Below are 14,665 nucleotides of genomic sequence, written 5' to 3'. Positions count from 1 at the left end.
CTCAGTTGTCCTCGGCCGGTTGAAAGGTGCGTTCAGGGGTGTCAAAGCCGCAGGAGGTGCCGTCGGTATGCACCACCTCGTCTTCCCAAGGCAGGCGGTATTTGCCGGCAACCAGGTCGTGCATGTAGCTGTAGGGCGCATCCTGCGCGCCACCTTTGACGGCCGTATAGCCGCGGTGGCCGAACTGGTAGATGTTGTTCTCCACACCCCAGTGAATGCGCGCCTCGCGCACCAGGTCTGGGCGCATTTCACAGCTGACAATCTCGTCGGCGCGGCCGCCGCCGACCGCCATCGGCGTGCCGTCAAAGTCGACAAACATGGCCTCGCCCATGGAGTCGAAGGTGCCGTCCGAGCCGCACATGCAGACGCTGGCGGTCTGCATCAGGTTGCAGAAGCTGTTGGCCTGGTTGGTGATCTGCCAGGAGTGGCGAATCGGCGCGGTGTAACCGGCGGTGCGAATCATGATCTCCGCGCCCTTGTAAGCGCACTCGCGGGCCATCTCGGGGAACATCCCATCGTGGCAGATAATCAGCGCCAGCTTGCTGCCCTTGGGCCCGTCACAAACCGGAATACCCAGGTTGCCCGGCTCCCACGGTTCGACCGGGACCCACGGATGCAGCTTGCGGTAATACAGCTGAATCTCGCCCTGATCGTTGACGATGATACCGCTGTTGTAGGGGTTGCCGTTGGGGTTGGCTTCCATGATCGAGAAGCAGCCCCAGATCGCGTTATCGACGCAGGCCTGACGCAGCGCGGCTACTTCCGGCCCGTCGAGGGTGCACATGATGTCGTCGGAGGTATCCATCGACAGGCCGTGCAGCGAGTATTCCGGGAACACGATCAAATCCATACCGGCGACGCTGCGACGCGCCTTGCCGACCATGGCAACGACCTTTTGGGTCTGCTCCCACAGCTCTGCGCGGGTATGCGGATCAGGCAACGCCAGTTGCGCCAGACCGATGACAACGCCGTTCGGCGACTTGTTGAGACCACCCAGACCACTGGACATAGTTAGCTCCTATCGAGTCAGACTGAGTTCGCCCGGGGCGCCACTCAGGGTTTGATTGGGACGGCAGGTGATGAACATCACCGCCAGCGTGAGTGCATAGGGTGCAGCGGCAAACAGGTAGTAACCGGCGCTGATGCCGACCGATTGCAGGGCCGGGCCAATGGCGCCGGCAGCGCCGAACAGCAAGGCGGCCCACAGACAGCGCAGCGGTTGCCAGCGGGCAAAGATCACCAGTGCCACGGCCATGATCCCCTGCCCGCTCGACAGTCCCTCGTTCCAGCTGCCGGGGTAATACAACGACAGATAGGCGCCGCCGATACCGGCCAGAAAACCACCAGCGGCAGTCGCGGCAATGCGCACCAGCACCGGGCGGTAACCCAGCGCCCGAGCGGACTCGGCGTGATCACCGACCAGCCGCAACATCAGCCCCCAGCGGGTGCTGCGCAGGCCCCAATGCAGCACAAAGGCCAGCGCCACGCCGATAAAGAACAGCACGTTGATACTGAGCGCCGAGCGCACCCGCTCGTCATCGCTCCAGTCACCCAGCCCGATGGCCACCAAAGACGGGGCCTGTGGCTGGATAAAGTTTTTGCCGAGGAAGAAGGCCAGGCCGGTGCCCAGCACCATCAGCGCGATCCCCACCGCAATGTCGTTCACCCGCGGGAGTGAGCAGATCGCCCCATGCAAAAGCCCGAGCAGCAAACCGGTGCCGCCGGCGGCCAACACGCCCGTCCAGGCCGAACCGCTCAGGTAGGCCACGGCGTAACCGGCCATCGCGCCACTGACCAGAATGCCTTCCAGGCCCAGGTTGATGCGCCCGCTCTTTTCCGTCAGACACTCACCGAGGCTGACAAAGATGAAGGGCGTACCGACACGAATGGCGCCGGCCAGCAGCGCCAGAAAGAAAGTTGCCAGATCAAGATCAGCCATGTTGCAACGCCCCCTGCGCCTGTATTGCACGTTCGTTCAGACGCAGCCGCCAGGCGACAATGCGCGGGGTCAATGCTTCCCAGGCCAGCAGGCTGGTAAACAGAATCCCCTCCAGGATCAGTGTGGTGGCGTCCGGCAGACCGAGCCGACGCTGCAAAAGACTGCCACTGGCCTCAATGCCGCCAAGCAGGATGGCGCAGGCAATGATCGCCAGCGGGTTGTGCCGTGCCGCAAAGGCCACCAGAATGCCGCTGGCGCCGTAGCCGGCGATAATCGCCGCGTTGGCGCTGCCCTGCACTGCGGCCACCTCAAACATACCGGCCAGGCCAGCACAGGCGCCGCCCAGCACACAGGTCAGAATCACCAACCGGTCTACCGGCAGGCCGATCATGCGTGCGGTGCGTACGTTGCCGCCCACTACCTGCAGCGAGAAGCCGGTGACGCTGTTGCGCACCAGCACTTGCGCAAGAATGCAGGCGATAACGCCGACCACTAGCCCCCAGTGAACCTGAAAGGCATCGCTGATCGGGCCGATCATCACGCTGTCATCCAGCGGTATGGTTGAGGGCTTGTTGAGACTGGCCGGATCGCGCAGCGGGCCTTCGACCAGCTGGTTGAAAATGGCGATGGCCACGTAGGAAAGCAGCAGGCTGCCGATGGTTTCGTTCAGGCCGCGTTTCTGACGCATCCAGCCATTGAGGCCAATCCAGAAACCACCCACCACCATGGCCGACAGTGCCATGCACAGCAGCAACAGCGTCACCGGCATGGCCGGCAGCCACAGCGGCGTCACCGCTGCGGCCAGCCCACCGAGCACCAGCGCGCCTTCACCGCCGATGATGATCAAGCCAGCCCGCGCCGGCAGCGCGACACACAGGGCAGTGAGCATCAGCGGCGCGGCGCGCTGCAGCGTATTTTCCCAGGCGAAGGCCGAGCCGAACGCCCCTTGTACCACCAGCTGACAGGCCTGCCAGGCAGGCTTGCCCTGCACTGCCAGAAACAGCATGAACAGCACAAAGGTCGTCAGCGCAGCGAGCAGGGTTGGCAGACCGGGGAGCAACAGTCCCCCGGCCCGATAGATCGCATTGCGAGGTTTCATCAGCTACCTCAAATCTGGCCGCGTACGCCTTCGACCAGATAGTCCATGCTCTCCAGCACGACATCGGTCTGACCCAGCGCAGTGCCGGCGGCGATCACCTCGTTGCCCTGATTGTCCTTCAGCGGGCCGCGGAAGATGGAGTACCCGCCGGCCAGCATCTCCGCCTTGACAGCGTCAGCGCGTGCCTTGGCCTCATCGCTGACCAGCGGCCCGTAGGGCGAGGTCTTGACGAAGCCTTCCTTCAGGCCGCCCCGCAGGAAGTTGATCATCGGCTGACCTGCCTGCGACGCCGCCACGTGGGCGCGGTACGGGGTTTCCCAGTTCCACTCGGCACCGGTCAGGTAGCCGTTGGGCGCCAGCGCGGATTGATCGGCGTGATAGCCACAGGTCATGGCGCCGCGTTTCTCGGCAGTCTCCACGATGACCTTGGGGCCATCGACGTGGCAGGTCAGCACGTCACAGCTTTGGTCGATCAGGCTGTTGGCCGCTTCGGCTTCCTTGATCGGCAAGGACCAGTCACCGGTAAAGATCACGGTGGTAGTGATCTCCGGATCTACCGATCGCGCGCCCAGGGTAAAGGCGTTAATGTTGCGCAGCACCTGCGGTACCGGCTTGGCGGCGATAAAACCGAGTTTCTTGGTCTTGCTGGCAAACCCGGCAACCACACCGTTGAGGTACTGGCCTTCATCGATGTAACCAAAGAAGCTGCCAGCATTGGTCGGGTGCACGCCCTCGGTCCACAGGCCGCCACAGTGGGCGAAGTGCACATCCGGAAAGCGCTCAGCCATCTTGATGACGTGGGGGTCGAAGTAACCGAAGGAGGTCGGGAAAATCAGAGTAGCGCCGTCCTGACGGATCATCGCCTCCATCGACTTCTGCACCGCGACCGTCTCGGGCACGTTCTCTTCTTCAATCACCACCACATTCGGCAGCGTCTTGATGATGGCGGCCGCCTCGGCGTGCGCCTGGTTGTAGCCAAAGTCGTCCCGCGCACCAACGTAGATAAAACCAACCACCAGCGGCTGGTCGGAGGCACGGGCAAAGCTGAACGGCATTGCCGCCGTCACGCCAATCAGTCCGGCCAGTTTCAATAATGTGCGACGATCAATATTCGACATGAAGAGCTCCTTTTTGCGTGTGCGGCTAGCGGAATTCAGCTCGCTGGACACGCGTATGACTTTGAATACCATCTTGTATACCAGCAGGCATGCAAGCATTCTTTGTGCCAGAAGCTGAAAGCCTCAGAGTTACGGGGTACCCACTCTAGGCATCGCGCTGCTTACGCACCCATAAAGTGCAAAAGCAAGCATGGCGCACCACGACTGACCGCTCTAGATCAAGCCATACAGCGCATATTCTGCAACTGCGCCGATTTGCGGGAGTGACCGCAGCGCGGGCCTGACAAGATCGTGGCCGTCGCAAGCTCTCCCGGAAAAGGGCTTGCCTGGCTGCGTTCAGCCGGAGCTCCGCAGCGCTTGAATTCACCCGAGCAGATGCGCACAATGCTGGACATTCAACCAGTATCCAATTCAAGCCATGCCCGCTTTGCTCGCGACCGACTTCTACTACCTGCGCAACTTCGAATTTGTTCTGGAGTGGGTGGGTGCGCGCTATGACGATCTGCTGAGTGAGCAGGAGCGCCGGTTTGTTCGGCATTTTCCGACTCTGCCCGAGCGCTCACGGGCGCTGCTGGTGCGCTTGATCATGCGCAAGGGCGATCATTTCCGCGTCAGCCGGCTGCGCTATGACGAGATCGGCGATATTGAGTCCGCGGCACAGCCTCTGCTGGATCTGAACTGGTTGTCCGCAGAAGACCCCATCGATGTATCCAGCCTCGCCAAACTACTGCTGAAGACGGAATTGGCGTCACTGGATCTGGGCGCTGAACAGGCCGGCAAGGGCAAGCTGGGCAAGCAGGCGCTGATCGATGCATTGCTGGCCGGCAATCACGCACCAAGGCCCTGGCACGCCTGGCCAGGCATCCCGACAGACAATGTCTTGAGCCTGCAGATCAGCAATCTGTGCGACCGGTTCAGGTTGCTGTTTTTCGGCAATCTGGCGCAGGACTGGAGCGAGTTCGTGCTGACCGAACTCGGCCTCCAGCAGTACGAGTCGGTGCCGTTTCCGGCCCATTCGCGCAGTTTTCATCAGCCAGGCGATGTTGACCAGTACCTCTATCTCAGGCGCTGCCGGGAGGAGCTTGAGGCCGGCGGCGACGCCATGACGATTGTCGACCAGCTCTCGCATTTCACTACCAGCAACCCCTGGATCGAACGCCGGCATCAGCGTTTGCGCTTTCAGCTTGGCCAGCAGTTGGAACGCGAGCAGCAACTGGAGCAGGCGCTGGCACTCTACCTCCAGAGCAGCCACAGCGAGGCGCGCCAGCGGGCAATCAGGCTGCACGAACGGCTGGAGCAATACGAACAGGCCTACGCGCTGGCAACCACGGCGCATGCGGCGCCGCACACTGCGAGCGAGCAGCAGTTGGTAGAGCGGGCATTAAAACGGCTGGGGCGCAAACTCCAGCAACCGGTGCCCCGGCCCCTGCCGGAGCCCGAAACGAAAACCACGCAACTGATACTGCCGGGGCCGGACCCGCAGGGTGTTGAGCTGGCTGTTGCCGCCCATCTGGCTGCGCCGGATGCACCGGTGTTCTACGTCGAGAATGCGTTGATCGGCAGTCTGTTTGGCCTGCTCTGCTGGGAGGCGATTTTTGCCCCCCTGCCCGGCGCCTTCTTCCACCCGTTCCAGAGCGGGCCAGCCGATCTGTACGACGCCGACTTTGCCGACCGTCGCGCCGCGCTGTTCGATGCCGCGCTGGCCCGGCTGGACGATGGCAGTTACCGCGAGCATATTCGCGGCATCTGGCAGCAGAAACAGGGGCTGCAGTCGCCCTTTGTGTTCTGGGGGCTGCTCGATGAGACACTGCTGGAACTGGCTTTGCAGTGCATCCCTGCCCGCCACCTGCGGCTCTGGTGTGAACGCATGCTCAGAGACATCCGCGCCAACCGCGCCGGCATGCCCGACCTGATCCAGTTCTGGCCCGCCGAGCAGCGCTATTGCATGGTCGAGGTCAAAGGGCCCGGCGATCGCCTGCAGGACAACCAGCGCCGCTGGCTGGCGTTTTGTGCCGAGCACGACATGCAGGTTGAAGTAGTGCATGTGCAGTGGGAGAGGCCATGAGCTATCAGGTTGCCGTGCGCGCGCTGTGCGAATTTACCGCCAAGCAGGGCGATCTGGACCTGCGCTTTACCCCGGCGCCCACCGCGCAGGAAGGTATCGCCGGGCACCAGACCGTGGTCTCACGCCGCGGCGCGGGCTACCTCAGCGAGCTGACGCTGGCAGGCAGCTATCCCGGTTTGCTGGTAGCAGGACGGGCCGACGGCTATGACCCCGAGCAAAATCTGCTGGAAGAGATCAAAACCCACCGCGGCGACATCAGCCGCATCCCGGACAACCATCGGGTGCTGCACTGGGCGCAGGCCAAGGTCTACGGCTGGCTACTGTGTGCCGAGCTGGAATTGGAAGAGGTCGATCTGGCGGTGGTTTACTTCAACGTGGTCACCCAAAAGGAAACCGTCTTTCGTGAGACGTTTGCCGCCGACGCGCTACGCCAGTTCTTCGCCCAGCAGTGCGACCGCTTCATCGCCTGGGCCCGGCAGGAAACCCATCACCGTGGTGCCCGCGACCAGCAGCTGCAGCAACTGACCTTCCCCTACCCCAGTTTCCGTGCCGGCCAGCGCCAACTGGCCAAGGCGGTTTACCGCGCGGCGCGTGACGGCAAGACGCTGATGACCCAGGCCACCACCGGCATCGGCAAGACGCTCGGCACCCTGTTCCCGCAGCTCAAGGCGATGCCGGAGCAGCAGGTGGATCGGCTGTTTTTTCTCACTGCCAAGACGCCCGGTCGTCAGCTCGCGCTAGACGCCCTGCAAAGCCTGCGTGCGCACAGCGAGACACCACTGAACCTGCGCGTACTGGAGCACATCGCCCGCGACAAGGCCTGCGAGCACCCGGACAAGGCCTGCCACGGAGAATCCTGCCCGCTCGCCGAAGGCTTCTACGACCGCTTGCCGGCCGCCCGTGCCGAGGCCGTTGCCGAACACTGGCTCGATCAGACCGCCGTGCGCCGCATCGCCGTGAAACACCGTATCTGCCCCTACTACCTCAGCCAGGAGCTGTGCCGCTGGTCTGATCTGGTGGTAGGCGACTACAACTACTATTTCGACATGACCGCCCTGCTCTACGGGCTGACAGTCCTCAATGACTGGCGCGTCACCGTACTGGTCGATGAAGCCCACAACCTGATTGATCGCGCCCGCGGCATGTTTACCGCTGAACTGGATCAGGGCGTATTCAACACCCTGCGCAAACAGGCCCCGGCGAAGCTGAAAGCACCGCTGGACCGGGTCGCCCGGCACTGGAATGCATTGCACCGCGATCAGACCGAGGACTATCAGATCTACCCGGCGATTGCCGACCTGTTCATTCTCAGCCTGCAGAAAGCCGTCAGCGCCATTACCGAACATCTGACAGACCAGCCCGATGGCAATGCCAACGCGCTGATTCTGTTCTACTTCGACGCCATGCTGTTCTGTCGTCTGGCCGAAGCCTACGGTCCGCACTCACTGTTCGACATCACCCGCCATGCCGGCGCCAGTGGCCGCCGCACCCTGTCGACCCTGTGTCTGCGCAACATGGTGCCGGCTCCGTTCCTGCAGCAGCGCTTCACCACCGCCCATAGCACCACGCTGTTTTCTGCGACCCTGAGCCCGGCCCATTACTACCGGGATCTGCTCGGGCTGCCCGAGGACAGCCAGTGGCTTGAAGTCGAGTCGCCGTTCCATGCCGATCAGCTCAGCGTCTCGGTCATCCGCAACCTGTCTACCCGCTATCAGCACCGCACTGCCAGCCTGCAACCGATCAGCGAACTGATGGCCGAGCAGTTTGCCCGCCAGCCCGGCAACTATCTGGCCTTCTTCAGCAGCTACGCCTACCTCGAACAGGTCGTGGAGAAGTTCCAGCACCTGTACCCGGATATCCCGGTCTGGACTCAGTCGCGCAGTATGAATGAGGGGGAGCGCAGCGCTTTCCTGGCGCGTTTCCATGAGCACGGCCAAGGCATCGGCTTCGCCGTGCTCGGCGGGGCCTTTGGCGAGGGCATCGACCTGCCGGGGCGTCGTTTGATCGGCGCCTTTATCGCGACCCTCGGGCTACCGCAGATCAACCCGGTCAACGAAGAAATGCGCGAGCGGCTGGAGGTCATGTTCAACGGCAGCGCTGGCAGCGGATACGAATACGCCTACCTGTATCCAGGGCTGCAAAAGGTAGTGCAGGCGGCCGGACGAGTCATTCGTACAACGGAGGATCAGGGCGTGGTCTATCTGCTCGACGACCGCTTCGGCCAGCGTACGGTGCGCGAGCTGCTGCCGCGCTGGTGGAGGATCGGCACCCGCAGCCTCACATTGAACAAGATGAGTTAGAAAAAACCTCTAATTAATTGATTTAAATTTAAATACGGAAGAAATATCAGGCCATCATTCCCCCTTTAATTCGCCCGCACTGTCATGCCATTGCCACCAACGTAGCGGATTGAACGCGACACAGATGCAAGGTAACCGAGGCAGCCGCAGAGGTGTAAAAGTTGCAATTTTCTGCTCAAATCGGGTTTTCCATGGCAGGAGCCCGAGCCAATGCAGGCAAAACTTGAACAACGATCCTTTCTGCTGATGCTGGTCGTTGTAACCTTGCTGTTTCTCTATCTGCTCAAACCCTTTTTCGGCGCCGTCTTCTGGGCATGCGTGATTGCATTGCTGTTCCACCCATTGCAGCTGCGCTTGAGCAAGCGCTGGAGCGGCCGGGACAACATGGCAGCCCTGGCGACCCTGACGGTGTGCATGGCGTTGTGCATCCTGCCAGCGGTATTCGTTATCACCTCGTTTGTTCAGGAAGGCCATGCCCTTTATGAACGGGTACAGACCGGCAAGCTGGACCCGGCAGCGATCATGGAAAAGCTGAAGACCAGCTTCCCGTTGGTCGAAAGCCTGTTTCACCGTCTCAACATTGACCTGGAAGGCGTCAAGGCCCTTGCCACCAACGCCGCCGTTACCTCAAGCCGCTTCCTCGCCCAGAACGCGTTCCAGCTGGGCCAGGGCACATTGAGCTTTTTCGCCAGTCTGGCGCTGATGCTCTATCTGGCGTTCTTCCTGCTGCGCGACGGTCCAGAGCTGGTACGCATGCTGGTTCGTGCCCTGCCGCTGGGTGACGAGCGCGAATACCAGCTATTCGGGAAGTTTGCCGAGGTCACCCGGGCGACGGTCAAGGGCAACCTCGTGGTCGCCGCAGTTCAGGGCGCACTGGGCGGGCTGATCTTCTGGGCTTTGGGCATCCCCGGTGCGCTGCTCTGGGGTGTGGTAATGATGATGTTGTCGCTGATCCCGGTGGTCGGCGCCAGCCTGATCTGGGGCCCCGTCGCGATCTATCTGTTGGCAATCGGGCACTGGACCCAGGGCATTATCCTGATCGCCTTCGGCGCGCTGGTAATCGGCCTGGTCGACAACCTGCTGCGCCCGCTGCTGGTTGGCCGTGATACCAAGCTGCCGGACTATCTGGTGCTGTTGTCTACCCTCGGCGGCTTCGCCCTGTTCGGCATCAACGGCTTTGTCATCGGGCCCTTGATTGCAGCGCTGTTTATTGCCTTCTGGCAGATCTTTGCCGAGGAGTTCAACCCGCTGGCCGAAGCACCGGCACAGAAGCCGGCGCCGCAGGCCGATGACCCGCAGTAGCGGGAGCTCACTCGCTTCCGGTCGCCGTTCGGAACGGGCACTAGCTGCCCGTCTGAACGGGCGTCCATGGCACCACCCGATTACGCCCCTGCGCTTTGGCAAGGTAAAGCGCCCGATCCGCAAGATTGAACCAGTTATCAACATCGTGCAGACCATCAAAAAAGTCGCAGTAGCCGATGCTGACGGTAATGCCGATTTCGATGTCGTCGTCGAGCTGGATGCAGCACGCCTGCAGCGATAGCCGAAATCGCTCCAGCACATCGAGCGCATTTGTTTCTGACGTCTGGGTCAGCAACACCGCAAACTCCTCTCCCCCTACCCGCGCATGCACATCCGACCGCCGAACCGCATCGGATAGTGTCTGGGCAAATACCTGCAGAACCCTGTCTCCCGCCTGATGACCGAACTTATCGTTTACAGACTTGAAAAAATCGATATCCATGACCGCCAGCGAGACCTGCTGGCCATAGCGCAATGCCTGCTCGAACAGACTGTCGGCCATGCTGAAAAACAATTTGCGATTGGCCAGTCCTGTGAGGGCATCATGGGTTGCCTCACGCAACAGCGCAGCTTCGGCTAAAGCGCGCTGCTCTTCCAGCTGGCGGGCGCGGATCATGGTGCCCAGCACGCTCGCGAACGGTGCCAGCAACTCAATCTGTTCGCCGCTGTAACCACCCTCCCGGTTGCCAACCGCAATCATCCCCACAGCCTCACCATTGAATCGCAGCGGAATGCCCAGGAAATTATCAATCGACGGATGCCCGGACGGCTGCCCCCGACTGGCCGGATGACGGCTGACCATATCGGTGCAGACCACTGTATTGTGGGTTACCACATGGCCAAACAGATTGTTGAGCGAGTGAAAGCGCAGGGACTGCCCCTCGGCCCGGTGGGAGGCATACCAGGCGCGACTGGCGTCATCCCAGCTGATATTGGAGATGCTGGGCACCTCCAGATACTGCGAGCCGTCTTCGCTGTTACGCAGAATGCCGATAAAGCCGACCTGACTGTCCGTTATTGCCAGCAGCGGCTCAAACAATCGGTCGCAGGCCGACACCAGACTCTGATCCACCAGAAAGGCCTGCTGAACCTCGGCCGCCAACGACATCAATTGCTGCTGGCGCAGATCCAATAGCTCAAGTCGTCTCAGTTCAGTCACATCCCGAATACTGCCGCACAGCCGTGCATACACCCCCTGTTCCTCCGCTGGCAGTGATGCTGCTGCAACCACGATCCAGCGGTAATTATCCCTACCGACGCTGACGCGCAGTTCTACTTCGTGAATTTCGCTGGTAGAGCGACTGAACGATCTGCTTCGCACCAGATCAATCAGTCGCTGCCGATCACCCTCATGCACCCGCGCCAGGCATGCGTCCAGTGACAGCTCGCAGGCATGTGCGCCCACCCCCAGCCACTGCGCAAGACGCTCGCACAGGGCTATGAACGAATCACCCGGATACCATTCCCACACCCCTATGCAGGCGGTTTCCAGTGCGGTCAGCAGACGCTGACCAGCTTCGTGCTCGGCGCGCTCTCCGTGCTTCAGTGGGGTAACGTCCTGCAAGTGCACCCGCACCAGTCCGGGCCCCGGACGCACACCGTCGGATGACAGCAGTATCCAGCGCTCGCCAATCAGAAAGATCATCTGGCGACGTCTGTTGCGACCTTTCGACAACTGGATAAACAGCTCATAAAGACGCCGGGCAGACAGCGGTGAAACCAGCAGACCGAGCCCGGCCCCCTGCGTGATCCGCATCGCGGTGTCAGGCCCGACGACCGCATCCAGCGCGCCATCCCACTCGGCGAGCAAATAAGGTGAGGCAAGGTGGATGACCACCTCGGCGTCGTGGCGCAATTCTTCCTTGTTGCCGCTCATGTGCCTGGCCATTGCACACATCCCTAATTGACTCAAATCCGCTCTTTACAACGAGTCGGTGCACACACTGATCTCCGCGTCAGCACTGCTTGCGGAGGTCAAACTCGCTATGCCCTGGAATTATATTGCAGTTTCTTGAAGCATAGTTTTGATCAGTGATGGCGCAAGGCCGCTTGGGTCAAGAGATGCCCCAGGTCTATGCGGAATGCGCGCCAGCCGTATAATGGCCACCTTGTTCAGGGTAACGGGCAGGACAATGACAGAGCTGCAGCAATCAGGCAACGTGATAACAGCGCCAGCGGTCATACTCAACCGCGCACGCCTGCGCCCGCCGCCGTTACCCAAAGCCATGCTTGAACGCGATGCACTGATCCAGCGCCTGAGCGCATCAGGCAACCGTCTGACCCTGCTGACCAGCCCCCTCGGTTACGGCAAGACGACACTGATGGCAACCTGCGCCATCAACATGGACGAAGACTGGGGCTGGCTGCGATGCTGCAGCGCAGACAACCAGCCAGCGGTGTTTCTGCAGCATCTCGCTGCCCTGTTCGGCCTGCTGCCGTCGTCCCCTGAACAGGAGCAGACACTCGGCACCGCGTTGTTCAATGCACTCGAGGCCCGTTCCCGGCCTTTCACCCTGTTTCTCGATGACCTTCATCTGCTGCGCTCGCCCGGCACCCGACGGCTGCTTAATGAGCTGATTGGCTTCGCCGCACCCCAGCTAAGGATCGTCGCGGCAAGCGAAGGACTACCCGAACTGGAAATAGCGCACCTGCGCCGGGACCAGCAATTACAGCTGATCGGCACCAGTGAGCTGTCGCTCGACAACACCCAGATCGCACAACTGGCAAGTAAACGCGGCGCCCTGCTGGATAACGACAGCATCTACCAGCTGCGCACCAGCAGCGAAGGTTGGATCAGCGGCGTGCTGCTTGCGCTGGCAGCACGCGCCGACAACGCAGACGCCAGCGAATATATCGACGACTACCTCAGCCAATCGCTGCTACAGGGTCTGCCGCCCAAAATACAGTACTTTCTTCAGCAGACAGCGGTGGTCAGTGGGTTCAACCCGGAGCTGGCCGCCCTGCTAAGCGGGCACGAGCAGCCTGAGCGTACCCTGCGCTGGCTAACTCGCCACGACCTGTTCATTCAGCCCAACCCCGATGATGTGCTGACCCACCGCTACCACCCCGCCCTGCGCAGCGCCTGCCTTCGTCACCTGCAACGCCGCGACTCAGCGTCACTGCGTACTCTGCATCTGCAGGCTGCCGACTGGCTGCTGCAGCATCGCTGCTATGGCGAGGCGGTCTACCAGCTGGGGCGCGGCGGCGATTACAACCGCTTGCTGGCCGAGGTCGAACAGCACAGTTTTGACCTGCTGCGCGAGGGCAAGGTCGACTCCATCGTCGACTTCCTGATGGACTTGCCCGACCGTGACACCGATCACCTGACATTGGCGATCACCGAAGCGAGCACCGTAATCGCCACCAATGATATCGAGCGTGCGCGCCACTGCCTGCTGCTCCTGCAACGCCTGGTGCGTGAGGCGCAGGTACCCGCCGATCGCCCCGAGCGGCTGTTCCAGACCATCGCCTTTTTGCGCAGCAGACTTGCCGTGCTGGGCGGCAACTACCGGCATGGTCTGCGTCTGACCGACAGCTGCATGCGTCACTGGCCCCAGCGCACTGCCGCCAGCGCTGTGCTGCTCTACAACCGCGCCAGTTGCCTGCTGGCGCTCGGCGACCTGGATTGCGCCGAGCAGGCGGCCCATGAGGCACTGGAGCAACTGACCCAGTTCGCCTTCCGCGGCTACACCCACAACCTGCACCTGCTGCTGACCCAGATCGATCTTGCCCGCGGCGATACCCTGCAGGCTGACCAGCGCCTGGTGAGCATGCTGCAGCACGACCCGGCAGCCACTTCCAACACCTTCTACGACCTGTTCCTCAACATTGGCCAGGCGCTGGTCCAGATGCAGCAAGGCAAATTCGAGGCAGCGCGCCAGCAGCTGGCCCAGGCCGAGGCAGCCGCGCTGGAGGTGGTGCACAGCGCAGCCCTGCCCTGGGTATTGCATCATCAGGCCTGTCTGTACGACGCTTGGGGTCAGCCCGAGCAGGCAATCAAGCTCTGGGATGAGTCGCGCAGACTGGCCTGGCAATACCGCTTGTACAGTATCTATCGCATTGCCGGCGCCTGGCGGGTGCGGCTGGCGGTGCGTCAGCAGAACGAGCCCGCCATTGCCCAGTGGCTGGATGAATGGGCCTGGTGTGAAGAGCACTACGGCGAGGCACTGCACTACGAAGAACGCCTGGCCCACGGCTGGGTGCTCTGCCATCAGGGGGAGACTCGAACGGCGCAGGCGCTGGCCCACCAGCTGCAGGAGCAGGCAAGCGCACAGGGCAGCCGACTGCTCGCGTTGCAGGTGCATCTGCTCAACGCTCGGATCGCCCGAAACGGGCATCAGCATGCCGAACTGTACTCGGCGCTGGAGCAGGCTTTACAGCTGAGCCTTGGCCACCGCCTGGGCCAATTGCTCCAGCACGAAGGCACGGAACTGCGCAACGAACTGCGTCAGTTGCTGTCACCTGCCTTCCGGCGCCAGCAAGGCTTGCCCGACCTGCCGACCAGCAAGCAACTGCTCAATCCACTGCAGGCCCTGCTTGCTGACGCCGATCCGCAGCAGACCCTGATCGATCCCTTGACCCGACGTGAGCAGGACGTGCTGCAACGGATCGCCCGCGGCCAGGGTAATCAGCAGATTGCCGACGGTCTCAACGTCAGCCTCAGCACGGTCAAGACCCACATCAACAACCTGTTCCGCAAACTCGGCGCCGCCGAGCGGCAGCAGGCCATTCAGATTGCCCGCACACTGAATTTGCTGACCTGAATCTCCACCCGTCTCCACCCAAAATTCAACCTGCAAATCCACCCGTGGTTTGACGCAAACCCACGGCCAGCTTGTTACA

The 14,665-nt window shown here is 61.8% G+C and carries 9 protein-coding genes; 4 read left to right on the top strand and 5 right to left on the bottom strand.

The features are described 5' to 3' along the window. Position 1: 1 nt before the first annotated feature. From AC13EY_RS04595 to AC13EY_RS04580, 4 genes are read right to left on the bottom strand one after another with little or no spacing between them, the layout of a single operon-like run. A complete protein-coding gene (locus AC13EY_RS04595) occupies positions 2 to 1,009 on the bottom strand; it encodes a formamidase (protein ID WP_432569328.1) in 1,008 nt (335 codons plus the stop codon). Between the two features lie 9 nt (positions 1,010 to 1,018). Beyond that, positions 1,019 to 1,939 (bottom strand): ABC transporter permease, encoded by a 921-nt coding sequence (locus AC13EY_RS04590; RefSeq protein WP_233049704.1) that lies wholly within the window; start codon positions 1,937 to 1,939, stop codon positions 1,019 to 1,021. Then, a complete protein-coding gene (locus AC13EY_RS04585; RefSeq protein ID WP_482875980.1) occupies positions 1,932 to 3,038 on the bottom strand; it encodes an ABC transporter permease in 1,107 nt (368 codons plus the stop codon). Before AC13EY_RS04585 ends, AC13EY_RS04590 begins: the two co-directional genes overlap by 8 nt. 8 nt (positions 3,039 to 3,046) lie before the next feature. Next, positions 3,047 to 4,156 (bottom strand): BMP family ABC transporter substrate-binding protein, encoded by a 1,110-nt coding sequence (locus AC13EY_RS04580; RefSeq protein ID WP_482875983.1) that lies wholly within the window; start codon positions 4,154 to 4,156, stop codon positions 3,047 to 3,049. A 418-nt stretch (positions 4,157 to 4,574) separates the two neighbouring features. Between AC13EY_RS04580 and AC13EY_RS04575 the strand changes: the two genes are divergently transcribed. The 3 genes from AC13EY_RS04575 to AC13EY_RS04565 all read left to right on the top strand — a co-directional run bounded on the left by AC13EY_RS04575 (position 4,575) and on the right by AC13EY_RS04565 (position 9,823). Next, the gene (locus AC13EY_RS04575; RefSeq protein WP_482875985.1) at positions 4,575 to 6,221 is read left to right on the top strand and encodes a VRR-NUC domain-containing protein; all 1,647 of its coding nucleotides are present in this window, start codon (positions 4,575 to 4,577) and stop codon (positions 6,219 to 6,221) included. Next, on the top strand, positions 6,218 to 8,521 hold the full coding sequence (locus AC13EY_RS04570; RefSeq protein WP_482875987.1) for an ATP-dependent DNA helicase: 2,304 nt from the start codon (positions 6,218 to 6,220) through the stop codon (positions 8,519 to 8,521). Before AC13EY_RS04575 ends, AC13EY_RS04570 begins: the two co-directional genes overlap by 4 nt. 210 nt (positions 8,522 to 8,731) lie before the next feature. Then, positions 8,732 to 9,823, top strand: a complete 1,092-nt coding sequence (locus AC13EY_RS04565; protein ID WP_269687307.1) for an AI-2E family transporter — start codon at positions 8,732 to 8,734, stop codon at positions 9,821 to 9,823. A 40-nt stretch (positions 9,824 to 9,863) separates the two neighbouring features. On the opposite strand, the gene AC13EY_RS04560 is transcribed toward AC13EY_RS04565, so the two are convergent. Beyond that, positions 9,864 to 11,711 (bottom strand): sensor domain-containing diguanylate cyclase, encoded by a 1,848-nt coding sequence (locus tag AC13EY_RS04560; protein ID WP_482875989.1) that lies wholly within the window; start codon positions 11,709 to 11,711, stop codon positions 9,864 to 9,866. Between the two features lie 244 nt (positions 11,712 to 11,955). On the opposite strand from AC13EY_RS04560, the gene AC13EY_RS04555 reads away from it, so the two are divergent. Continuing rightward, positions 11,956 to 14,586, top strand: a complete 2,631-nt coding sequence (locus AC13EY_RS04555) for a LuxR C-terminal-related transcriptional regulator (RefSeq protein ID WP_482875991.1) — start codon at positions 11,956 to 11,958, stop codon at positions 14,584 to 14,586. The last annotated feature ends 79 nt before the right edge of the window (positions 14,587 to 14,665 follow it).

This window comes from Halopseudomonas sp. L-58 (assembly GCF_056859475.1).
The sequence above is the reverse complement of the archived record's forward strand: the minus strand, read 5'-3'. Positions and strand labels throughout refer to the sequence as shown.